Source organism: Aerococcus sanguinicola, assembly GCF_001543145.1.
Lineage (GTDB): Bacteria > Bacillota > Bacilli > Lactobacillales > Aerococcaceae > Aerococcus > Aerococcus sanguinicola.
Window position 1 is genome coordinate 432,459 of sequence record NZ_CP014160.1, and the last position, 24,929, is coordinate 457,387.

Here is a 24,929-nt window from a genome sequence, read left to right on the forward strand (position 1 = left end):
CTTCTGGAGTTAAGCTATCTTTGTTTTCAACTTCAGTCTTAGCTGGGACGGTTGGATCAGTAAGATCTGCTTGGGTCTTACCTGAATTGTTGTCATCGCGACCTTTTCGTGACCTTCAACTGGGACTTCGAATGTTTGTTTACCTTCTGGCAAGTCTTTATCTTCAACTGTTACAGTGATTGGACCGTCAACCTTAGTACCAGGGGTTACGGAAACTTTACCAGTTTCTGGGTCAACAGTTACAGGAACATCATTGCCGTCTTCGTCCTTAGCAGTCACCTTAGTTGGAGTCTTGTCGTCTTGGTTCTTCACAACAAGGCCGGTGTCTTGAGGCTCATCCGTTGCTTTGACTGGCTTAGGTGTACCTTCAACAGTGGTCTTAGGTCTTTCAACAACTAAGTCCGTACCTGGGATGGTGTCCTTAGAACCGTCTGGGTAAGTGATGGTTGCATTACCCTTGTCATCAACTGTTACAGCTGTTGGGTTTTGGCCGTCCTTAGGCGCAGGGAATTTATCCTTATTAGCATCCTCGACAGCTTTCTTAACCTTGTCTTTTTCTTCTGGGGTTAAGCTATCTTTGTTTTCAACTTCAGTCTTAGCTGGGACAGTTGGATTAGTTGTTTCAGCTTGGGTTGGGTTCTCAGAAACTTTAACAGTTACTGGGACTTCATCCTTAGTCCCATCTGGGTAAGTCACGACAACCTTAGCTGGCTTGTCACCAGGAGTCTTAGTATCAACAGGTGTTTCAAATTCGAACTTGGTGCCTTGAGGTAACTTGTCGGCATCCTTGATACCATCTTTGGCGTTTGGTGTTCCACCAACTTTAGTGTTGATATCTTGACCTTGTGGGTTGTTCTTTTCTGCGTCGGTTAAGTCATTGACTTTAACAGTTACAGGAACTTCATCCTTAGTACCGTCTGGGTAAGTTACCACAACAGTAGCTGGTTTGTCACCTGGTGTCTTGGTGTCGACTGGTTCCTTGAAGTCGAACTTGGTGCCTTGAGGTAACTTGTCAGCATCCTTGATACCATCTTTAGCGTTTGGTGTTTCACCAACTTTAGTGTTGATATCTTGGCCTTGTGGATCGTTCTTTTCTGCATCAGTTAAGTCATTGACCTTAACAGTTACAGGAACTTCATCTGTAGATCCGTCTGGGTAAGTTACCACAACAGTAGCTGGTTTGTCACCTGAAGTCTTAGTATCGACTGGTTCCTTGAAGGCAACTTTAGTACCTTGTGGAAGGTCTTTCAGGTTCGCAATAGAATCTTCGGCCTTAGGTGTTTCGCCAACCTTAACAGTTTGGTCCTTAGCTTGTGGTTCGTTCTTTTCTGCGTCAGTCAAGTCTTTGACCTTAACAGTTACAGGAACTTCATCTGTTGATCCGTCTGGGTAGGTGACAACAACGGTTGCTTTTTGGTCACCAGGTGTTGATGTATTAACTGGTTCTTTGTATGCAACTTTAGTACCTTGTGGAAGATCTTTCAAGTTCGCAATAGAATCTTCAGCCTTAGGTGTTTGGCCAACTTTAACAGTTTGGTCCTTAGCTTGTGGATCGTTCTTTTCTGCGTCGGTTAAGTCTTTGACTTTAACAGTTACAGGAACTTCATCTGTTGATCCGTCTGGGTAGGTGACAACAACGGTTGCTTTTTGGTCACCAGGTGTTGATGTATTAACTGGTTCTTTGTATGCAACTTTAGTACCTTGTGGAAGATCTTTCAAGTTCGCAATGGAATCTTCGGCCTTAGGTGTTTGGCCAACTTTAACAGTTTGGTCCTTAGCTTGTGGGTCGTTCTTTTCTGCGTCGGTTAAGTCTTTGACTTGAACTTTGGCAGGAACTTCATCCGTAGTACCGTCTGGGTAGGTTACGACAACTGTTGCTTGTTTTTCACCTGGGGTCTTAGTATCGACTGGTTCCTTGAAGGCAACTTTAGTACCTTGTGGAAGGTCTTTCAAGTTCGCAATGGAATCTTCGGCCTTAGGTGTTTCGCCAACTTTAACAGTTTGATCCTTAGCTTGTGGATCGTTCTTTTCTGCATCAGTTAAGTCTTTGACTTTAACAGTAGCAGGAACTTCATCCGTAGTACCGTCTGGGTAAGTCACAACAACAGTAGCTTTCTTGTCACCAGGTGTTGACGTATTAACTGGTTCTTTGTAAGCAACTTTAGTGCCCTTAGGTAGGTCAGTTAAGTTCGCAATGGAATCTTCGGCCTTAGGTGTTTGGCCAACCTTGACAGTTTGGTCCTTAGCTTGTGGATCGTTCTTTTCTGCGTCGGTCTTCTTAGTGGCGTTAGCTACAATCACTTCGTCTTTAGTAATTGCTGTGTTAGGTGCGACGGACCATGTGATTGGCTCTTTGTAGTCATTAGCCTTGGCTGGGTCGATGGTGGCTGCTGGGTATTTGTCTGCTGGAATGCCCTTGCCATCTCTGACGTGGAGGACTTTTTCTGGAACTTGGGTGCCTTCGCCAGCTTTGAGGGTTACCTTGTGATAGCCTTGTGGAACTTCTTCGTTTGGATCAGTCGCTTCGATCACGTCAGGACGTTGGGCCACGTTGAAGCTTGCTTCTGTTTGATCCGTTGTCTTGTCGCCGTAAGTGACTACAACTGGAACTTTGACAGCCTTGCCTTCGTCAGCGGCTTGAGGTGTATAGCTAACTTCTCCTGTCTTAGGATCAACCTTAGCGCCCTTAGGAGCACCTTCACCTAAAGCGAAAGTTGCGTCAGCTGGTTTATCAGCTGGTTGATTAGCGCTGTCCTTGAAGCTTGGGGCTTTCGATTTGGCAGCTTGACCAACATTGGCTTCAGTTGGTTCATAGCTTGGTTCTAAAGCATCCTTATCCTGTTGTTTAACCGTGATTGGGGCCTTAGATTCTGCCTTGAGTTCGCCAGTCTTACCTGGAACAGTGACTTCAACCTTCTTACCGTCATGGTCTTTCTTGGTTAGAGGGGTATCTGGGGTGTAGTTTGGCACATCTTTGAGGCCAACTTTAATGCCGTACTTGCCGAAGTCTTTTGGTTCAACAACTTTTTCCACGCCATTGGCATCGGTTAATTTCACCTGGGTGCCGGCTGGGTCAAGCTTGTTGTCGCCTTCTTTGCCTTCGGTGTAGGCCTTCTTAGTTGGGTCTTTAACGATTTCAACCTTAGCGATACCAACATTGTCTTCGTTGAAGCGTTTATCTTCGTAAACAGAGTGGTATTCGCGGGTGTCGCCTGTCAAGCCTTCTTCAATTGGGGTATCCTTGACTAATTCATTGTCAAAGATAGGTTCCCATGCTGACCATTTCTTAGCTGGATTGTCCGCAACTGGGTTAGTAGGTACAACCGCATCAAACTTTTCTTGGATAGCTGGATCGTTGAATTTGGTACCCTTGAGAACGTCGAAGGCTTTCACCTTAGAATTGTCCGCAAATTTACCCGTTACTGAACCGTCCTTGGTGTCCGCATTGAATTTCAGACGCACATAGCCTTCTGGAACAGGAGAGTTTGGATCAGTGGCGTCCTTGATCTTGTCTTGTTCAGCCACATGGATTGGCGCATTGGTATTATCCTTTGAGCCATCCTTGTAAGTTACAACCACTGGGACGTCAACTGTTGTCGCTGCGTCAGCTGCCTTAGGTGTGTATTTTACAACCCCTGTGTCAGGATCTACTGTTGAACCCTCTGGAGCGTTTTCACCTAGAGCAAACTTAGCGCCGGCAGGTTTGGCGGTATCTTGGCCAGCCTTGTCGACGAATTTAAGTGTTGACGTCGCTTCTTTACCGACCTCGGCTTGGACTGGGTTGTAAACTGGCGCGTAGTCATCTTTTTCTTCAACCTTGTCGTATTCAGCAACGAAAGTTACAGGTTTACCGGCTTCAAGCGGTGTGGTGTAGTCTGCTAAGTCTTTAGCATAAACCTTGGTGTTTCCGTTGTTGGAGTTTTCCTTCCAACCCTTGAATGGTTTAGCTGGATCGTTTGGCGTCACATTTGGAATGACTAATGGCGCAGCAGATCCCTTAGAGTCTGCAATGGCTTCTTGAATGGTCTTGCCTTCCATGATGTCATAGTAAACTTCTTGGTTGTTGCCGTCGAATTTACCGCCATTGCCTGGTAAGAAGCTGACACGAACATAACCTCTCTTCACTTCGTCGTCCTTGTTAACCTTCTTAACTGGTGGACGTGCCATGAAGGAGTCCGCATAAAGCGCGTCAGTCAAGTTATTGGCTTTGTTGGTTGAAGCAAAAATGCCTGAAGTATAGATGACATCATCTTCTAGATCATTAGGCACAGTGATTGGAATTGAACCGTATTCACCCTTCTCATCTGTGGTGAATTCAGTCACTTCGCCGACTGGCTTACCATTTCTAAACCATCTTTGTTTGTAAGGTTGGCTTGGGTGGAGGCCCTTAGTAGATGATTGAGCCGTATCACCAGGACGCGCAAATTTCGCATTGGTGTCGTAGTTTGTCACATCATGGACTGGTTGGGCAGCCAAGAGGGCAAATTGGATACCACTGATATCAGTACCGGCGTTTAGCTGACCCCCGATAGAGTAGGATGTTTGGAACATATTATCTTCATACATCTTCATCCAAGTGTCGCGGTTACCGGATAATGGGTAAACGTAAGAGTAGTCGTAATTGATGTGACGTGCTTTCAAGTTTACGATACCATCCCATGGACGTGAATTATCATGGGTGACATCTTCGTCCTTGACTACTTTTCCATATTCTTCATCTGTAATAATATTCGAAGTTTGTGCTATCGGATTTTGACGATTTCTAGAAACCCCGTAAAGTCCTCTGAATGGAATGCGGAAGTTACCGTCTTTATCAACCTTACCGACAACTGTTTCAGCGATGGCTGAGCCCTTGCCGTATTGTTGTTCGTATTCAGCAATGATTTGTTGTTGGGCTACCTTGAATTGATCATGGGTATAGCCTTTGTTGGCTGTCTTCCAAGCATCGAATTGGCGGGCAACATGGTCGTTGACATAAGAGCCAACCACTTCCATACCAGTAGCCCAAATATCCCCGTTACCAGGTTGGCCAAGGTATTCATTGGTTACCCCACCATTTGTTTCGTTAACTTCATACCAAACCTTACCGCGCATTACCCCGTAATTACCGTTATCTGGCCAGTAACCTTCAGGCGTATTAGCTCTTACCCATTGGTCTTCAGGTTTAGCCAACCAGCCTTCAATATTCGGCTTTCTTTGATATTGGATAACTCCGTTAACAATTCGGTTAATACCTGCTGTAAAGTCCCAGTTTTCTTGGGTCCGGTCCGTACGTGTTTGGAAACGTGCCCCGTACATATCCCCGGACTTAACTACAGAATAACCTTCCATGGGTGACGCCCAAGTTCTTACACCAAAAGCCGCGTCGCCAGCTAATTTATACTGGGTCACCGAACCATCGGCTAAGATAACTGGACGAGATAGGTCGAAGATAAAGGATCCATCTGGTTTAACTACTGTATAGAAGATAGGAGAAACAATGCCCTTCCCATCCTTCCATTGGAGGTAAACTTTTTGGCCAGCTGCGGGTACATCGCCCTTATCTTTATCACCAAATGCAGGCTCATTTTCAATCCAGGCTTGGCCACGATAAATTTGGGTAGCATTTGGATTTTGGCCAGTAGCGTCAATGGCGTCCGCTTCACTAGTTCCGCCACCTGTAATCAACTCTGTACCGTTAGCAGCTTCTGCTGGGACATTGTCTGGGGTGTTGATTGGCAAGGTTAAGATGTCATAGCTCTTATCAGGGTAAGTAACTTTGACATGGGCTTCCTTGTCACCTTTTTGAGGTTTCTTCACCCATTCATACTTGGTGCCATTAGGTAAAGAGGCCTTGTTAGAAACAGCTTCTTCTGGCTTCTTATCTTCAATAGTGCCAGCTTTTAGACTAAATGTTAAATCAGCAGTTGGAGCTGGTTCATTGGTATCTTTAGCTTTTTTCTCTTCAGCAGCGAAGAATTTCAATTCGCCAGCTTTGTCGTCTTTGTCTGCAGCATAGTAGCCTGCACGAGCTTCAGATTTCTTATCATCTTTAGCTTTTTCTTCAGCTTTCTTTTCAGCCTTAGCTTCTTTTTCAGCCTTTTCAGCTTTTGGCGCTTCTTCAGCTTTCTTGTCGGCTTGTGGTTTTTCCTCAGCCTTCTTGTCCGCTTCAACCTTTTCAGGGGCTGCTGGTTTTTCTTCGGCTGGTTTTTCAGCTTCAGATTTTTCAGCAACTGGCTCTGCAGCGGGTTCAGCTACGGGTGCTTCAGCTGGTGTTTCAACTGGAGCAGCAGCTTTTTCAGCTTCGAGGGCTGCGGCTGCTGCAGCGGCGCGACGGGCTTTTTCTTCTTCATCCTCTTCATTTGGGACTGCCAGGGCGCTTGGGTTACCGGTTTCTGCAGCGGCAACTTCCACCACGGCAGCATCACTGGTAAACAACAAACCGGCTGCAACCGCAACCGAGGCCACCCCGACGCTTAGTCGTTTGATGGAATAGCGGTAGAACTTGTCTGCCTGCTTTTCCTTTTTGACCTGATAGTTATTTTTACCTACCATAAGTCTCCTCCTTATAAATTAAACACAATGCAATAATGAAATATTGTTAAATGGATTATATAGCGCTTAATAAATGAATAAAAATAACATAAACTTATTTCATGAAATCCATTTCTTGATACTTGGACCAAAGATTGATTCTATAGGCTTTCGTATCGGTTTCAAAAATTGGCTTTTACGATAAATTAATATAAGACCAGTTTTTGTCCCTATTATGAACACTATTGTATTTTTTAGTGTCATTTACTGTCCTCCTGATTCAATATTTGAATCAGCATTGATCAATAAGCCTTGTCTATCAAGGGTTTCGCTTTCCATCACTGGAGCCCTCTATTCAACAATTGAACATTATTGTGTTTTATTATCACTGGAAGCTATAATAAGCAAAAATCCGATTGAACTTTCCTCCTCTTCCTAAGCTCAATTAGCACTAGCTGAGCTCACTAGCACAAGGTCCAATTCGGCATTATCGCTTGCCTTAATGCCGGTGTGCCAGGGGAAACTGCATCTTCTCCTGCGTTAATGCAGTTTCTAAGCGTGATACTGCATCTTCTCCTGCGTTAATGCAGTTTCTAGACGTGATACTGCATCTTCTCTCGTGATAATGCAGTTTCTCAAGCCGTAACTGCCTTTTTCCCTAACTTTTAGCATTTTACAAGTTAAAAAAATCGAATTCTCACTATTTCAGCTGAGAAAGCGACAGATCTCCGTGCTTATGTCGGTATCCCTCCGACTTACCGACAAATCCTCCACCCTTATGTCGCTTTCCCTCCGACTTACCGACAGATCCCCTACCCTTATGTCCGCTTCGACACAAGATACGGACAAAACACCTCTACTCTTGTCCGCTTCGCCACTAGATACGGACAAAACACCTCTACTCTTGTCCGCTTCGCCACTAGATACGGACAAAACACCTCTACTCTTGTCCGCTTCGCCACTAGATACGGACAAAACACCTCTACTCTTGTCCGCTTCGCCACATGATACGGACAAAACACCATTTCGCTTGTCCGCACCAGAAGTCCTCAAGCTATCGGAGCCTCAACAATAAGGTATAAGACGGCCGCGGCCGTCTTGGTCTTCTTAATATACAAGGAAGGGAGGCCCGCGCCTCCCCTCAACCCTATCAAAACAAAAAAGCACCCCGCTCCGTGCGAGGTGCTCTATCTAAAGGCTAGTCAGCAATCACAACTGATTAGTCTTCTTTTTTCTTTTTGCCGAGGGCGAGGAGGCTGCCGACGCCGATGAGGGCGAGTGAGAGGCCGCTGGTGAGGCCTGCGATGGCGCCTGTTTGTGGGAGTTTGCCTTGGACTTTGGCTGGGGCTTTCTTGGCTTGGCCTTGGTCCTTGGCGGGTGCGTTAACTACCACGTCGCCTTGGCTGACTTTGCCGCTGTCCTTGACAGGGTCGACTGTTACGTCGTCCGCTGGGTCTTGGGCAGGCGTTTCGTCTTTGTCTTCAGGTTTGACTTCTGGCTCTTCAGGCTCAGGTTTAGGCGTTGGGGCTGGGGTCACTCCCGAGCCACCCTTGCCTTCTACCGTGATGGTCACAGTGACAGTTTCGCTTGAGCCATCTGGGTAGGTCACTACGACAGATTTTTCGATTGTGTCGCCTGGTTTAGCGTCAGCTGGAACGTCGACGATTACAGCGCCCGTTTCAGGGTCAACGCTGATGCCGGTTTCGCCAGCGCCTGGTTGGAAGCTGGTACCTGCTGGTGGGTTCACCACTTTGCCGTCTTCGTCTTTGAAAATTGGTTCGCCGACTTCCACCTTGGTGCCGGGTTGACCGGAACCTGGTTTGTATTCAGGCTCGTAGATGTCCTTGTCTTGCTTGGTTGCTGGGGTGTGGCCAGTAACGGTAGTTTCGACAGGGTCGCCGGTCCGGGTTTCTGTTGAGCCGTCTGGATTGGTGTAATCCTTAGATGGAATGATCGAAATCTTGTCGCCGGTTCCTTGACGAGGAACTTCAATAGTGAAGTCGCCGTTTTCATCAGAGGTGCCGGTGCCGATGGTATTGCCGTCCTTGTCTTTGACTTCAATGGTCGTATTCGGAACGGTAGTCTTACCAGTCACAGTTGTCTTATCTGAACCTGGCTCGTTCTTAGCCCCTGGGTTGGTGATTTGTGGGGTTTCCTTAACCACGGTTTCGCCATTACCATCTGGGTTACCTGGCTTAAAGTTGCCTTGGTCGTCCTTCTTACCAGGGATGATGGTTACCTTGTCGCCAGGATTTTGTTTAGGCACATCGATCTTAACATTACCCTTGTCATCGGAAGTACCTGTGCCGATGGTATTACCGTCCTTATCCTTGACTTCCACATCGGTGTTTGGCGTAGTCTTGCCAGTCACAGTCGTGGTATCCTTACCTGGTTCGTTTTCAGCGCCAGGTTCGGTCACTTGAGGGAAGTCGTTTTGGTCTTTCGGATCGGTACCGCGGTCTTTTTCGTCCTGGTCAGTCCAACCGTCATTGTCATCGTCCTTGTCGCCTTGGTCGATGCCAGGGACATTTGGATTGTTTGGATCTTGAGGCATGCCGGAATCCTTGTCAGGTTGGCCGTCCTTGTCGGTATCGCGGTAAACGGTGATGGTTGATTCAGCCGTCACTGGGTTGCCGTCTGCATCGTTGACAGGCTTGCCGTCTTGATCTAGGACAGAAACTTCAACCGTAATGGTCCGGGTTTCTTCTTCAGGAGCCCAGTCAGTGATTTGAGGTTGGCCGGTTACTTGGCCAGTTTCTGGGTCCACAGTCAGACCTGGATAAGTGTCTTGGCCATCGATAGTCACTTTGACGCTGCCGCCTTCTGGGACATTGTCCGCTTGAGGGGTCACTGGGGTAATGTCCTTACCTTCCAGAGCGTTTTGTGATTTAGGTGTGACTTCGACGCCGACAACGACTGGCGCATCTTCAGTAACCGTCGTTTCCACAGGGTCGCCGGTCCGGGTTTCTGTTGAGCCATCTGGGTTGGTGTAGTCCTTAGATGGGATCACAGAAACCGTGTCGCCGCCTTCTTGACGTGGCACTTCAATAGTAAAGTCGCCGTTTTCATCAGAAGTGCCGGTGCCGATGGTATTGCCGTCCTTATCCTTCACTTCAACCTTAGAATTAGGAACGGTGGTCTTACCAGTCACAGTTGTCTTATCTGAACCAGGTTCGTTCTTAGCCCCTGGATTGGTAATCTGTGGGGTTTCCTTAACCACGGTTTCAGCGCCACCACGAGGATTACCTTGGTCATCCTTGACTGGTGTAAAGTTGCCTTGGTCGTCCTTCTTACCTGGAGTGATGGTTACCTTGTCGCCAGGTTTTTGCTTAGGCACATCGATAGTCACCTTACCGTTTTCGTCGGAGGTGCCGGTACCGATAGTCTTGCCGTCCTTGTCCTTGACTTCCACATCGGTGTTTGGCGTAGTCTTGCCAGTTACCGTGGTGGTGTCCTTGCCTGGTTCGTTTTCTGCGCCTGGTTCGGTCACTTGGGGGAAGTCGTTTTGGTCTTTCGGATCGGTACCGCGGTCTTTTTCGTCCTGGTCAGTCCAACCGTCATTGTCATCGTCCTTGTCGCCTTGGTCGATGCCTGGGACAGTTGGATTGTTTGGATCTTCAGGCATGCCGGAATCCTTATCAGGTTGGCCGTCCTTGTCGGTGTCGCGGGAAACAGTGATAGTTGAGTCAGCCTTGACTGGGTTGCCGTCTGCATCACGGACTGGTTGGCCATCCTTGTCTTGGACTTCAGCGGTTACCGTAATGGTCCGGGTTTCTTCTTCAGGAGCCCAGTCAGTGATTTGAGGTTGGCCGGTTACTTGGCCAGTTTCTGGGTCCACAGTCAGACCTGGATAAGTGTCTTGGCCATCGATAGTCACTTTGACGCTGCCACCTTCTGGGACATTGTCCGCTTGAGGGGTTACTGGGGTAATGTCCTTACCTTCCAGGGCGTTTTGTGATTTAGGCGTCACTTCGACGCTAGATTCCGCTGGTGTTTCAGCCGAATTTGGATTCGTCACAGTCACTTTAACGGTCCGTTGAATGGCTTCGTCAGTTGGTTGACCTTGGCTATCCTTTTGGCCGGTGCCAGTTGATGTGATTTCAACAGGGATTTCAACGACTTTTTCTCTTTCGCCCGGTTGGAAGTCCACGCTCGGTGTGCCGACCAGGTTGCCGTTCTCGTCAACTGACAGGCCGTCGACTGGAGCTGGCGTGTTCACCTTAGCGCCAGGTTTGTTTGGAGTGACCACCTTGGTATTGGCAGGCACTTCTTGGCCGTTGGTTGCGGTAGTATCAGTAGTTTGAGCATCGAGGCCGTCCCATACCTTCGACGCGTCATCGTCGGTGTCTGGAATGCCGTCGTTGTCGTCATCTTGATCAGTTTGGTCCGCTTGGCCGTCGCCGTCTGTGTCGCGAAGAACCGTCACATTAATTGGCTCAGTCGCTTGATTGCCGGCAGGATCTACCGCCTTCACGGTCGCTGGGAATTCGCGGGACTCATCTTGGTCATCCGCCCATTGAACTGTACCCGCTGGAACCGTCCCTTCGATCTGCTTGGTCTCAGGATTGTAAGTCAAGCCTTCAGGTAGGCCGTCAACCGTCACGGTCGCTTCTGGATCATCGGTCTCTACAGAAACAGGGGTGATTGGCTTCCCTTCCGTCGCTTGGATATCCTTGGCGGCAACGGTGATGGTTGGTGCGGTGGTGTCAGGTACGACAGTCTTAGTTGCTGTAGCGGTAATCGTTTGGTCTGCCTTAATAGCTGTACCTGGTTGAACATCCCAAGTTGGATTCTCATAACCTTCAGCAGGTTGGGCTGTTGGGTAATGAGCTGCTGTTAAAGCTGCACCATCTTTCACATGGTAAACCTTGTTCTCAGAAAGTGAAGCAACACCTTCGCCTGCCTTGAAGTCTACCTTATGATAGCCTTGAGGAACAGGGGTATTTGGATCTTCACTACGATCAATCACATCAGGTGCTGTGACATTCACTTGTGCTGTCACTTGATCAGTAGTGCCGTCTTCATAGGTAACAGTAACTGGTACTTCAATCGTTTGTCCCGGAACCTTAGATGTTTCTTCCGCAGGGAGTGTAATCGCACCGGTTTCTGGATTAATCGTTGCACCGTTTGTTGGTGTAGTAATTGAGAAGGCTGGTTTAGCTGGATCTTTGGAAAGTGGAACATTGCTGAAGTCAACATCTGTCTCCTTACCTTCCAGATCAACTTGTTTAAAGTTTGGTTGTTGACCGGTGAAGTCTTTACCAAATTCTGCTTCTTCTGGTGCGTAGTTTGGTTGATATTTCTCTTGATCTTGACGATCATCCTTGATGGTAATTTCTGCATCTGCTGGTAGACGTAAACCATTATCAAAGGCAACAGATACTGGAACGACAATCTTCTGACCAGGTTTTAATTTAGCAGTTTCAGAAGCTGGAACAGTAACGACACCAGTATTTGGATCAACTGAAACCTGAATATCTTGTCCATCAACATTGACTGTTTCAAGAGGTCTATACTCTACTTGCACTTGGTCATTTTCGTCAGTCGTTACTACGCGCTCAACATATTCATATTTAGGCGCATTTTGTCCTTGATATTTTGGTTCGTATTCTTGGCCATCTTTATCCACGAATTTTGGCGTATCAGTTTTTGCTTCTTCGCCAGCTTTTGTTTCAATTGGATGATATTTGACGCCTGGTGTTGCGATAAAGGAGTCAGCAGCCAATGCTTCACCTAGGTCATCAGCATTGCTATTACCATAGAACACAGCAGATGAATAGTTGGCAGGAACTGCTAAGTCAGCAGGAACCGTCATAGGTACTGAACCAATGCGTCCAACTTCATTACTATTCAGCTCAACCGCTTCGCCGATTGGTTTACCATCTTTAAACCATCTTACTTTATACTGTTGGTTTGGAAGTAAGCCTGCTGTTTCATTCTGAACTTCTTGGCCTGGCCGAGCAAAGTTGTTCTGGTTATCAAATACTTTAATATCATGGAGAGGTTGCGCTGCTAATGCTGCAAAATTGACGTTAGAAATATTATCTGAAACAAGATTATTTACTCCAACAGGTAAAGTACTGTTATTGGTTAGGGCTTCAAACATATTATTCTGTGATGTATTGCCCCAGATTGCATAGTTATCAATCAATGGAGCAACATACATATAGTCTGTATTAATGTGACGGTGTTTTTGGCCTATTGTTCCATTCCATTGTAGTAAGCTACCGTGGTTGACATCTTCGTCGCGAACAAGTTGCCCATACTCTTCATCTGTAATTGTATGTGACACACTGGCGCCAGAGTTTTGTCTGTAAGGGCTAATCCCGTATAAACCTCTAAAGGGAATATAGTAGTAACCATCGCTGTCTACCGTACCAACAACTGTTTCAGCAATATGAGATCCCTTGCCATTCTCCGCTTCATATTCACGAATAATAGTTTCTTGAGCTTTTCTTAAGTCCTTAACGCCGTGATTAGGATTAGCTTCCTTCCATGCATCAAAGCGACGCGCAATCTCATCGTTAACATAAGATGCAACCACTTTTGTACCTGTCGCATTAACGTCCCAAGAGTCCTTCTTCCAACCTTCTGCGATTGAACCCATTGGATCCCCATTTTCATACCAGACATTACCTCTTACGGTACCGTAATTACCAACATTTGGCCAAATTCCATCTTCATTTGGTGAAGTTGTCCATTGATCTTTTGGCTTAACTAACCAATCGTTCATCAAGATTTTTTCTTGGAGGGCAACTTGGCCATCAACGATACGGTTAACTCCAGCTGTAAAGTCCCAAGATTCATTGACCCGGTTCAAGCGTTTGTGGAAACCATATTTGTGGTCACCTGGTTTAATGACGTTATACTTTTCAGGATCCGGGTTTTCTGCCCAGGTCCGAATAGCAAAGTCGCCATTACCAGCTAATTGGAAGTGGTGAATGTTACCGAATTGGTCAACTTCTGGTTTTTCAAAATTAAAAGTAAAGGTACCATCTGGACGTGAAGTTGTCTTATAGACATTAGAAACATAACCATCGGAGTCTACCCATTGTAGGAAGACATTGACGCCACCAATTGTTTCCTTACTTGGATTATTTAATTTATTGTAACGGTAAACATAGGCAGTCCCGGAATAAGATTGTGGATCACCTTTTTGACCAGGTGAGTAAATAGCGTTCGCTTCTACTTCTTGTAAGTCAACTGAACGCGTAGAAATATCTGCTTTCTTATTGCCATTCGATTCTTCAGATGGCTTATTGTCTGCAGTTTCAACTTCTGGTTGATTTTCAGTAGGTGCTGCATAAGACGTTATCTTAGCAGCCTGTTCTGAATCAGATTCCTTATTATTAGTATTCTCTGAAACAGTTTTTTCTGGTTCAGTTTCTTTTTCGGGTAATGTTTCAGTATTTGCTGGTGTTTCTACTGATTCTGAACTTGTAGCTGCTGGTGTTTCTGTCGAAGCATTTTCTTCTACAGGTGCTGCTTCCGTTGCAGGAGCTTCCTCTGCTACTGGAGCTGCTTCAGGAGCAGCCGTTTCTTCAACGGCAGGTGTTTCTTCAAGTGTAGGCGCTTCGTTTGAAGCTGGAGTTGCTTCACTCGTTGGAGCTTCTTCCTCTTCAGGTGTCTCTTCTCCAGCAACCGGAGCAACTTCTTCACTTGCATTGGTTTCTTCTGCAGCCGCTGCTTGAACAACGACAGCATCCCCTGCAAATAATAGTCCAGCTGCTACAGCTACAGAAGCTACGCCAACACTTAAGCGCTTAATTGAGTAGCGATAGAATTTATTACTTTGCTTCTCCTTTTTCACTTGGTAGTTATTTTTTCCAACCATAGCTTTCCTCCTATTTTTAGTCAAAGCATATAATATCTTGCAATAAAGTTTTTGCTAGAAATAAATAATTGTCACTACCAAAAAATTGTAGCATCTAAGTCACGAGCTTTTAGGGAATATCTATGAAAAGTATTAAAAACAAATAGGTCGAAATTAGCTTCGAATCTATCTTTCTATATGAATATTAGCTCAATTGTCAGATCTTTCGGTAAATAAACTAATTATTATTTCTAACAGCACTTCACCAAATGTAATCCATTTGACAAAACTATCGTACAAAAAAAAAAAAAAAAAGCAATAAAAAACAAGTTTTTTATTGCCAATAGCTAATCATCAAATAAACAGAAATGCATAAACACCTTCGAAAAGAGTGATAATTAGGCTTTTAAGCCGATATTTCTATTTTTATTAGCATAATTTAATTTAAATTTGATACATATTTTGTACTTAAACCCACTAATCAGGGAGCTAAATAATTTGCTAAGAATATTTTTTGTTTTTTTAAATGAGTATTTTTTCATTTTTGTGGAACAACATTTAGCTATGCTTAAAAGTATTATTCTATATCAACCGTATTAAATTTCCAAAGCTCAAGTCAGAAAACTGCGCATACTTCTTCGATACTTTAATCAAAAAAATACCCCCAGGAGCCACCAACTCCCGGAGGTATTGTGTTAGTTATGAACGCCGTCATCGCGTTCCACACATTTATTATAACATATAAACCAGAAAGAGGAAGCCATCAAGCTCCTCTTTTTTAATGGTTCCCAGGAATTTTGCTTGGCCAAACTAGGGAATTCATCTTGCTCATGATAAGGATTTTAGCATGCTTAAAGACAGAATGCAGATAAATTACTTATCCATATTTATTAGTTATATGCTTTCATATGCTATAATTCTATCTGGGCTATTTCCCTCGAAGGGAGGTGTTAGTTATGTCAATTAATGCCATCATCGTGTTGATTGTCGCACCACTCATTGTGGGAATACTCATTGAGTTATTCTCTTGGTGGTTGAACAAGAAGTGACAATCGACTAGCCCAATCTCAACCGCACACGCTTAGCCCACCTCTGAGCGAAAAAAATACCCCCAGGAGCCGTGAACTCCGGGGGGTATTGTGTTAGTTATGAACGCCATCATCGCGTTCCACACATTTATTATAACACATAAAGCAGAAAGAGGAAGCCATCAAGCTCCTCTTTTTTAATATTAATGGCATTCAGCTTGGTGAAGAGGAGCGGAGCCTTGGAATTGGCCACCAAGCATGTTGTGAGAAGATCTGGGACTTACAAGCTAGCAATTTGCTTTTGACGGCTCTCTCTGCAAATAGAAAATAACAATGTGCATACAGGAGCTCTGAACGCAAATAAAGAGTGGCTATTTGCATGTGGGAAGTCCGAGCGCAAATAGAAAATATCTATTTGTATGCAGGAAGCTCAAAAGCAAATAGAAAGTAGCAAATTGCACATAGGAGCTTTGAACGCAAATTGGAGCCAGCAATTTCCTGAAAGTACCCCACCGCGTACAATCCCCCCAATTGAGTCTCTAAATATTTAATAATCGAAGTTAAGGAACAGCGAATACTCATCAGCACCATTTAAGTCAAAAGGTACAATAAAAACCAGGCACAATCACCTGGTCTTTATTGTTGACAAGCGAAGCGAATTAGGGATAGTAGGCGCTAGCCGTACTAGCCAAAACCTGCTCCAAAAGTCAACCCTGACTCCACTTCACAAAATCTAGCCGAGCCTTTAGCAAGGCTCTTCTAGATTTTGCTCCAGTGGTTCAGGGCTAACCGACTTTTGTCGCACTCTAACTCTTTGAGTCTCGCTAGGCGAGAGACCTTGGCTCGAGCCGGTGCCATGGCTTTTCAACGATCAAACTCAAGACGGAACGGATGCTCATCACTACAATTTAGATTAAGAGTAAAAAAGCCAGGTAAAAATCACCTAGCTTTTTTAGCTTAAAACCGATATTTCAATTCCGGTACCCCATCATCCTTGGGCATCCGCTCCTGAAGCTCTCCAAGCACCTGGTCGAACTGGGTGTTGATCTCCTGGCGCGGTGACTCTTCCACCTCGCGGACAAATTTCAGCTTGCGGATCTTTTGGATGGTGTCGTCGATCGTTTCGATTGGGCTGTAGACGACGGCGTACTTGAGCTTATAGGAAATATAGTAGACATAGCCGTACTTCTGTAAGGGGCGGGTGTGCTTGGTGGAATGGAGCCAGACAATGAGTCCCGCCCGGTCTTGCCGTTGTTCATATTCTGCCATTAGCGTCACCTCCCTGCTTCTTTATCTAGGCTTTTTCAATTTCAATCAATAGGTCGTTGGAGTCCACTTGGTCGCCTGCTTGGACGTGGATGGCTTTGATTACCCCGTCGATCGGTGACTTCACGGTGGTTTCCATCTTCATGGCTTCCGTTACCAGGATAGTTTGACCGACCTTGACGCTGTCCCCTTTTTCGCAGGAAACCTTCACAATGGTCCCTGGCATGGTGGCGCCGATGTGGCCGCGGTTGGATGGGTCAGCTTTTGGACGGAGGGCCACGCTGGTCTTAATGGTGGTGTCCTTGACCGTGATTTCCCGGCGTTGGCCGTTGAGGTCGAAGTAGACAATCCGTTCACCGAGGTGGTTAGGGGCGCCGACTTGGATCAGTTTGATCCGCAAGACCTTACCCTTTTGGATCTCAACAGAGACCGTTTCTCCTGGCTGCATGCCCCGGAAGAAGGTTGGGGTGTCGATGTTGGAGAGGTCGGAGTAGTTGTCCAACTTCTTGCAGTAGTCGACGAAGACTTTTGGATACATGAGATAAGCCAGTAAGTCTTGGTTGGTGATCTCAATATCCACTTTTTCCCCTAATTCTTCACGCACGGCGTCGAAGTCGACTGGGTCTAAGAGGTCACCAGGACGTTCGGTCGTAGCAGGGGCGCCCTTGAGGATAATGTCTTGGACATCTTTAGGGAAGCCGCCCACGGGTTGGCCTAGGTCGCCTTGGAAGAACTTGATGACGGAGTCTGGGAAGTCCAGGCTCTTACCGCGTTCGAAGAAGTCCTCGATAGAGAGCTTGTTTTGGACCATGAAGAGGGCCATGTCGCCTACCACCTTAGAGGATGGGGTCACTTTGACAATGTCGCCAAAGAGCATGTTGACGTCGTGGTACATGACCTTGATCTCTTCCCAACGGTCTTCCAGGCCGACCCCGATCGCTTGTTGCTGAAGGTTGGTGTACTGGCCGCCTGGCATCTCGGTCTTGTAGATCTCGGTTTCAGGCACCTTGAGCCCAGACGCGAAGTCATCGTAATAGGCCCGGACGCCTGACCAGTAATGGTTCATCTTCTGGGCATTGCCCACGTTGAGGTCTGGACGGCGGTCGTCGTGTTCCAGGGCATAGTAGAGGGTGGTCATACTTGGCTGGCTGGTCGTTGAGGAGAAGGCAGAAGTTGCCACGTCCACAATGTCCACCCCAGCCCGGGCAGCTTCGGCATAGGTAATAATCCCGTTGCCCGCCGTGTCGTGGGTGTGGAGGTGGATCGGCACGTCCACTGCCGCCTTGAGTTCAGATATCAGGGCATAGGCGGCTTGGGGTTTCAAGAGCCCGGCCATGTCCTTGATGGCGATGATATCGGCCCCCGCGCTGACCAGGTCCTTGGCGAAGTTGACATAGTAGTCCGTGGAGTATTTTTGCCGGTCAGGATTGAGGACATCGCCGGTATAGCACATGGCCGCTTCGGCGATCTTACCCGTATCCTTGACGAACTGGAGCGGTTTTTCAATTTGTTTGATCCAGTTCAAGCTGTCGAAGACCCGGAAAACGTCGATGCCGGATTCGGCCGACTGCTTGATAAAGGCTTCCAGCACATTGTCCGGATAAGCCGTGTAGCCCACTGCATTGGACCCTCTAAAGAGCATCTGCAAGAGGGTATTAGGCATAGCGGCCCGGAATTTTTCTAAGCGTTCCCATGGGTCTTCGGTCAGGAAGCGGTAGGCCGTGTCGAAGGTGGCCCCGCCCCAGACTTCCATGGAGAAAAAGTTCGGATTAGCTGCTTCCATGGCTTGGGCAGCCTTGAGCATGTCGCGGGTCCGCATCCGGGTCGCAATCAGTGACTGGTGGGCGTCCCGCATGGTGGTGTCGGTCAGGAGGAGTTCCTGCTTGTTCTTCACGAAGTCTTGGACCGCCTTGACCCCGTCCTTGTCCAGGATCTGCTTAGCAGTTGGGCCATGGCTTTCGACCGCTTCCAAGCTATTCGGCACTTGGGCCTTGGTGTAGTGGGGTTTCTCCCCACGTTTGAGGCCTGGGAAGCCGTTGATGGTCGTTTCCGCGATATAGCGGAGGATCTTATTCCCTCTATCCCGGTTCTTTTCTTTAGGGAATTCGAAGAGAGATGGGGTGTTGTCGATGAAGAGGGTCGTCGCTTGACCGGTTTGGAATTCATCGTGGCGGACCACATTCAAGAGGAAGGGAATATTGTTCTTCACGCCGCGGATCCGGTACTCACGGAGGGCCCGGGTCATCTTAGCCACGGTCTCTTCGAAGGTCATGGCGTGGGCGATCAGCTTGGTCACCATGGAGTCATAGTAAGGCGACACTTCCGCATTCTGGTAGCCATTCCCCGCATCCAGACGCAGGCCGAAACCACCTGGTGAGCGATAGGTGTTGATCTTACCCGTATCTGGGAAGAAGTTGTTGGCGGGGTCTTCGGTCGTGATCCGGCACTGGATGGCATAACCCATCAGCGGCAGGTCTTCTTGCTTAGGCAGGCCAATCTCTTCAAAAGATTCGCCGTCCGCAATCCGGATCTGGGCCTTGACAATGTCGACCCCAGTGATCTCTTCGGAAATGGTGTGTTCCACTTGGACACGGGGGTTGACTTCGATGAAGTAGAAGTCGTGGCCGTCTAATAAGAATTCCACCGTCCCGGCATTCTGATAGCCGACATGGGACATGAGGCGGACCGCTTCGTCGCAGACCTCATGGCGGACTTCCATGGGTAGACCCACTGTTGGAGCCACTTCGACGACTTTTTGGTGGCGGCGTTGAACGGAGCAGTCACGTTCCCAGAGGTGCATGACATGGCCGTGCTGGTCGCCTAGGATTTGCACTTCGATATGTTTAGGGTTGGCAATGTATTTCTCCGCATACATCACGCCCGAGCCAAACGCCTTGAGCGCTTCATTGGAGGCCGTTTCGAATTGCTCTTCCAATTCATCATCGGAGCGAACTACCCGCATGCCGCGGCCGCCACCCCCATTGGCTGCCTTAACCATGATCGGATAGCCCGCTTCCTTAGCGAAGGCGCGGACTTCTTCCACGGATTCCACCGGACCAGGCGTCCCCGGGATTTCGCGGATGCCCGCATCACGCGCAGCAATTTTGGCCTTAACCTTGTCCCCGAACATGTCCAGGGTTTCAACTTTAGGGCCGATGAAGATAATGCCTTCTTCCTGGCAGCGGCGGGCAAAGTCCACATTCTCAGACAGGAAGCCATAGCCAGGGTGGATGGCGTCGGCGCCGGTGTCTTTGGCGATGCGGATAATATCTTCAATGTCGAGATAGGCTTTGACAGGTTTCTTACCTTCCCCAACCAGGTAGGACTCGTCCGCCTTGAAGCGGTGGACCGAATTCTCATCTTCCTTGGCGAAGATAGCGACCGTCTCGATGCCTAATTCAAAACAGGCCCGGAAGACGCGGATAGCGATTTCGCCACGGTTGGCGACTAGGACTTTTTTAATCATAATTACACTCCCCTTTGATGACATGCAGTGGCTACTTGGATATGAACTTGGGATAAAAATGCTAAACTCTTTTTAAACAACAAATTTTTGTCAAAAACCTGTTCCAAAAGTCAACCCTGACCTCCACTTCACAAACTATGTCCGATTGTTTGCCAACAATCTCCCATAGTTTGCTGCAGTGATTCAGGGCTAAACGACTTTTGTCACACTCTATTTTGGTCTGCTCTTACAGCTGAGAGGGCGAGGCCCACCATGATGGCCGAGGTGAGGATGGAGGACCCGCCGTATGAGATGAAGGGGAAGGTAATCCCCGTGATTGGCAGGAGCCCCGTCACCCCGCCCAGGTTGATCACAGCCTGGATCAGGAAATAAGAGGCCAGCCCAATTAAGAGCATTTGGATATAGACGCTTCGTGCTTTTTGGGCCCGGTAGTAGAGGTAGAGGGTGAGGTAGAAGTAGAGGCCCAGGATAAAGATCAGGCCAACTAGCCCCAACTCCTCGCCCACGATGGCCATGATGAAGTCGTTGTGGGCTTCTGGCAGGTAGCCCAGCTTTTGGACCGAATTCCCCAGGCCCCGGCCGAAGAGACCGCCCCCCTTGAGGGCATAGTAGGAATTGACCAATTGGTGGCCGATTCCCTGGGCTTCGGGAAAGGGATTCACGAAGCTGAGCAGGCGCTGGACTTGGTAGTTATCCGAAGACCAGCCCAAATGATTGGCCAGGCGGGCGCCTAAGACCAAGACGGCATAGGCTGCGACCGCCAGACCGCTCAGCACTTTGACGACCTTAGACGATATCCCCGACCCCAGCACCATGAGACTGGCAATAACAAGAAGCAGGCCGAAGCCCCCGATATCGGGCAGGAGGACGGCAATGCCCAGCCAGACCAGGATGGCGGCAGGCACTAAGGGATGGCGGCCGAGGACCCTGAAGAAGCCCTTCCAGCCCGGATTCTGGGCGAAGTCTTTTTGGTAGCGGCTGAAATAGTCCGCTAAGAGCAGGATCAGGACCGGCTTGGCGAATTCAATCGGTTGGATGGAGATCACATAGAGGTCGATCCAACCCTTGGCCCCGTTGATCTCCTCCCCAAAGAAGAGCACGAAGACCAGGGCCAGGCTGATGACCGCAATGGCCAGCTTCTTGAAAGCTTGACTGCGAAAGACCGTCACCCGGAGCCGGTAGATCAGCATGGCAACGGCGAAACCGACACCCATGAAGACCAGCTGGCGGACCACATAGTAGGAGACGTCATTGCCCTCCGAAATGGCCCGGTAGGATGAAGCCGTAAAGACCATGATCAAACCGATAATCGAGAGCACCACATAGGGCAGGAAGATCGATAGGTTCATCTCCCGGTAGGCCCTCCTCAGCGCCGAAGCGACCTTTTGCGTCTTAGACTTAGGAGTCTTTTCTGTTGACACGGTGGTCCCCCTCTACATGGTAGAACTGCCCCTCTTCGAAGATCTCCGTATAAACCTGGTTCAGGGTATTCTCCAATTCTTTAATAATTTGATGGCCCTTATCTTTCGAAATTGCACCAATCGCAATCGCATAGGCGACTTGCTTGGAGAAGCCATACATCTGAGTATCCACAATCTCCTCAAAGGCCGGACACTGGGCAAAACATAAGTGTTCCTTTTGACTGAGGATTAAGTGGGAGATGCGTTGGGCTTCATGAAGCAAGATCTCTTCCGCTTGCTTCCGATCGATATCCATTCGCTATCCCCTCCTTCTTTTTATTAGATTTTTACCACATGGTGTTGGTGAGCATTCGTTCCGCTTTTGAATTTGATCGTTAAGAGCCATGGCACCGGTTCGGGCCAAGGTCCCTCACCTAGCGAGCTTCAAAGGGCTAGTAACGGCTAGCGCCGACTATCCCTAATTCACATCGCTTGCTATTTCATGGCTAACGATCAAATTCAAAGCTCCACTACTGCTCACAAGTGCACAGTATAGGAATAAATAGAAAAAATTATACTTTAATTACTAGCACCAACATTAAATGGCAAAGAATCCTTTATTAAGCATATATACTTGAAATTATACCATAACTTGATGAGAAGCTTGTTAGTTTTCGGGATTTTATTCGCTTGAGCAGAAATGGTCTTGCTGGTTGGCGTGCCTGAACTTGGATCTGGCGACTGTTTGCTAGGATGTGGCTGGTCAATGGCCCTATGAGTCGAGATAGCGACATATCTAAAGCCTTCTGTCGTTTGCGGAACGAGTTACCGACATATCTAATATCTTCTGTCGCTTGCGACCCGGGATAACGACATATCTCGAACGTTTTGTCGCTTGCGACACGAGTTACCGACATATTCCAAACCTTTTGGCGCTTGCGGAACGAGTTACCGACAAAAGATCCAGTAATGTGTCCGTTATGGCACCAGGATTGCCGTATCTTGGAGAAACTGCATCTTCTCCTACGACAATGCAGTTTCTCGACGACTTACTGCATCTTCCCTCACGTTAATGCAGTTTCTCGGCTCTTTACTGCATCTTCTCGCACGACAATGCAGTTTCTAACCAAAAAAACAGTACCCCTCTAGCCCCAGAAGCACTAGCGACCTAGGATAAAAGACAAGGCGGCCCCAGCCGTCTTGTCCTTCTAAAATCTTAGGATCACTCTCAAGACGGAACGGATGCTCACCAGCACAATCCCCAAATAAAAAGCAGGAAGTGGAGCTCATCCCTCCACTTCCTACCGGTTCTTGCTTAATTTTCTGCTTTTTTCTTGCGCTTGTTGTAGCGGGCGCGTTCGCTCTTGTTGAGGATGCGTTTGCGGACACGGACGGTTTCTGGGGTAACTTCGCAGAGTTCGTCGTCATCCATGAATTCCAGCGATTGTTCCAGGTTCAGGACGCGAGGTTCCTTGATAGTCGCAGTTTGGTCCTTGGTTGCAGACCGCACGTTGGTCAGGTTCTTGGCCCGGACGATGTTGACGTCGATGTCTTCTTCCCGAGCATTTTCGCCGACAACCATGCCTTCATAAACTTCAGTCCCTGGGTGGACGAAAATAGTCCCGCGGTCTTCCACGTTCATGATGCCATAAGTGGTAGCCTTGCCGGTTTCCGTAGAGACCAGAGAGCCATTGCGGCGGCCGCCGATTTCAGCATTAATCAGAGGTTGATAAGAATCGAAGCTGTGGTTCATGATCCCGTAACCGTGTGTCATGGTCACGAATTGGGTGCCGTAGCCGATCATCCCACGGGCAGGCACTAAATAGTTCAAGCGCACCGTCCCGCGACCTTCATTCACCATATCCAACATTTGCCCCTTACGTTGGTTCAAGGAATCAATCACGCTCCCTTGGTATTCTTCAGGCGTATCGATTTGTACCGATTCAAAAGGCTCTTGCTTGATCCCGTCGATCTCACGGATAATTACTTCCGGCCGTGACACTTGGAGTTCGAAACCTTCCCGGCGCATGTTTTCAATCAAGATGGACAGGTGGAGTTCCCCCCGGCCGGAAACGATCCATTGGTCAGGCTCAGGCGTATCTTCTACGCGCAGAGACACATCGGTATGGAGCTCATACTTCAAGCGTTCTTCGATCTGACGGGCGGTCACAAATTTCCCTTCCCGGCCCGCAAAAGGTGAGTTATTGGTCATGAAGGTCATTTGCAGGGTTGGTTCATCGATCCGCAGTGGAGGGAAAGCTTCCTGTACCTCTGTATCCGTTACGGTTTCACCCACATAGATATCTTCCATCCCGGATACCGCAATCAAGTCGCCCGCTTCGGCATGGTCGATCTCTACCCGGTCCAAGCCAAGGAAGCCTAACAATTTCGTCACACGGAAGTTCTTCTTGGTCCCGTCCAACTTGTTCAAGGTCACTTGGTCGCCCACACTGATAGACCCGCGGAAGATCCGGCCAATCCCGATCCGGCCTACATAGTCGTTATAGTCCAGCATGCAGACTTGGAATTGCAGCGGTTCATCCTTGTTGTCTTCAGGGGCTGGCACGTTTTCGATGATGGCGTCAAAGATTGGGGCCATCGTTTTTTCTTGCTTAGCAGGGTCAGCTGAATAGCTGGAAGTCCCGTTCATCGCTGACGCGTAAACTACTGGGAACTCGATTTGGTCTTCGTCCGCACCAAGCTCGATGAAGAGGTCGAGAACTTCATCCACCACTTCCATAGGGCGAGCAGCAGGCTTGTCGATCTTATTCACCACCACAATTGGCGTCTTCCCAGCTTCGAAGGCTTTTTGGAGGACAAAACGAGTCTGTGGCATGGTCCCTTCATAGGCATCCACAACCAGAACAACCCCGTCAACCATGGTCATGATCCGTTCCACTTCACCCCCGAAGTCCGCGTGCCCTGGGGTGTCCATGATATTCACTCGGGTGCCCTTGTAGTTAACCGCTGTGTTCTTAGAGAGGATAGTAATCCCACGTTCCCGTTCCAGGTCGTTGGAATCCATGGCCCGTTCATCTAAGTGAGCCCGCTCATCTAAGGTATCTGAATTTTCAAGTAGCTGGTTAACCAGGGTCGTTTTCCCGTGGTCAACGTGGGCTATAATGGCGACATTCCGAATATCTTCGCGTTTTGTCATTGATGTCTTAACTCCTTTTTCTATTTGCTTCTATTATTATCTGGTCAAAAATTGCTTCTCTACTTTTAGCGTTAGTGATTAATGATCAAGAACAGTTTTTATATCATCTACTTTTGAGCAGTAGTGGAGCGTTGAAATTGGTCGTTAGCCATGAAAAGCAAGCGATGTGAATTAGGGATAGTAGGCGCTAGCCGTACTAGCCCTTTGAAGCTCGCTAGGTGAGGGACCTTGGCCCGAACCGGTGCCATGGCTTTTTAACGACCAAATTCAAAAGCGTAACGAAGGC

General features: G+C 47.9%; 8 protein-coding genes. 1 reads left to right on the forward strand and 7 read right to left on the reverse strand.

The features are described 5' to 3' along the window. Positions 1-9: 9 nt before the first annotated feature. Together AWM72_RS09630 and AWM72_RS02065 are read right to left on the reverse strand one after the other, a co-directional pair. Positions 10-6,534 carry a Rib/alpha-like domain-containing protein gene (locus AWM72_RS09630; protein ID WP_067972433.1) on the reverse strand — a complete coding sequence of 2,175 codons (6,525 nt, stop codon included), beginning with the start codon at positions 6,532-6,534 and terminating at the stop codon, positions 10-12. Between the two features lie 1,198 nt (positions 6,535-7,732). Further along, positions 7,733-14,347, reverse strand: a complete 6,615-nt coding sequence (locus tag AWM72_RS02065) for an Ig-like domain-containing protein (protein ID WP_067972436.1) — start codon at positions 14,345-14,347, stop codon at positions 7,733-7,735. Between the two features lie 935 nt (positions 14,348-15,282). On the opposite strand from AWM72_RS02065, the gene AWM72_RS09285 reads away from it, so the two are divergent. Beyond that, positions 15,283-15,375, forward strand: coding sequence for a type I toxin-antitoxin system Fst family toxin (locus AWM72_RS09285; protein ID WP_141737858.1), 93 nt, complete (start codon positions 15,283-15,285; stop codon positions 15,373-15,375). Between the two features lie 936 nt (positions 15,376-16,311). Here AWM72_RS09285 and AWM72_RS02070 read toward each other — a convergent pair. From AWM72_RS02070 to typA, 5 genes are all read right to left on the reverse strand, one after another. Next, the gene (locus tag AWM72_RS02070) at positions 16,312-16,623 is read right to left on the reverse strand and encodes a YlbG family protein (protein ID WP_070486073.1); all 312 of its coding nucleotides are present in this window, start codon (positions 16,621-16,623) and stop codon (positions 16,312-16,314) included. A 25-nt stretch (positions 16,624-16,648) separates the two neighbouring features. Further along, positions 16,649-20,086, reverse strand: coding sequence for a pyruvate carboxylase (locus AWM72_RS02075; RefSeq protein ID WP_067972439.1), 3,438 nt, complete (start codon positions 20,084-20,086; stop codon positions 16,649-16,651). Between the two features lie 203 nt (positions 20,087-20,289). After that, a complete protein-coding gene (locus AWM72_RS02080) occupies positions 20,290-21,507 on the reverse strand; it encodes an FtsW/RodA/SpoVE family cell cycle protein (protein ID WP_143485095.1) in 1,218 nt (405 codons plus the stop codon). After that, positions 21,485-21,802 (reverse strand): DUF1507 family protein, encoded by a 318-nt coding sequence (locus tag AWM72_RS02085; RefSeq protein ID WP_067972446.1) that lies wholly within the window; start codon positions 21,800-21,802, stop codon positions 21,485-21,487. The genes AWM72_RS02080 and AWM72_RS02085 overlap by 23 nt, the downstream gene beginning before the upstream one ends. 999 nt (positions 21,803-22,801) lie before the next feature. Continuing rightward, positions 22,802-24,643: a translational GTPase TypA gene (typA, locus tag AWM72_RS02090; RefSeq protein WP_067972449.1), complete on the reverse strand. Its 1,842-nt coding sequence runs from the start codon at positions 24,641-24,643 to the stop codon at positions 22,802-22,804. Positions 24,644-24,929 lie beyond the last annotated feature (286 nt).

Bases quoted from the DNA above. Each gene is read 5' to 3' on its own strand.
- AWM72_RS02075 (WP_067972439.1), bottom strand. From the start codon at position 20,086: ATGATTAAAAAAGTCCTAGTCGCCAACCGTGGCGAAATCGCTATCCGC.
- typA (WP_067972449.1), bottom strand. From the start codon at position 24,643: ATGACAAAACGCGAAGATATTCGGAATGTCGCCATTATAGCCCACGTT.
- AWM72_RS02065 (WP_067972436.1), bottom strand. From the start codon at position 14,347: ATGGTTGGAAAAAATAACTACCAAGTGAAAAAGGAGAAGCAAAGTAAT.
- AWM72_RS02085 (WP_067972446.1), bottom strand. From the start codon at position 21,802: ATGGATATCGATCGGAAGCAAGCGGAAGAGATCTTGCTTCATGAAGCC.
- AWM72_RS09630 (WP_067972433.1), bottom strand. From the start codon at position 6,534: ATGGTAGGTAAAAATAACTATCAGGTCAAAAAGGAAAAGCAGGCAGAC.
- AWM72_RS02070 (WP_070486073.1), bottom strand. From the start codon at position 16,623: ATGGCAGAATATGAACAACGGCAAGACCGGGCGGGACTCATTGTCTGG.
- AWM72_RS09285 (WP_141737858.1), top strand. From the start codon at position 15,283: ATGTCAATTAATGCCATCATCGTGTTGATTGTCGCACCACTCATTGTG.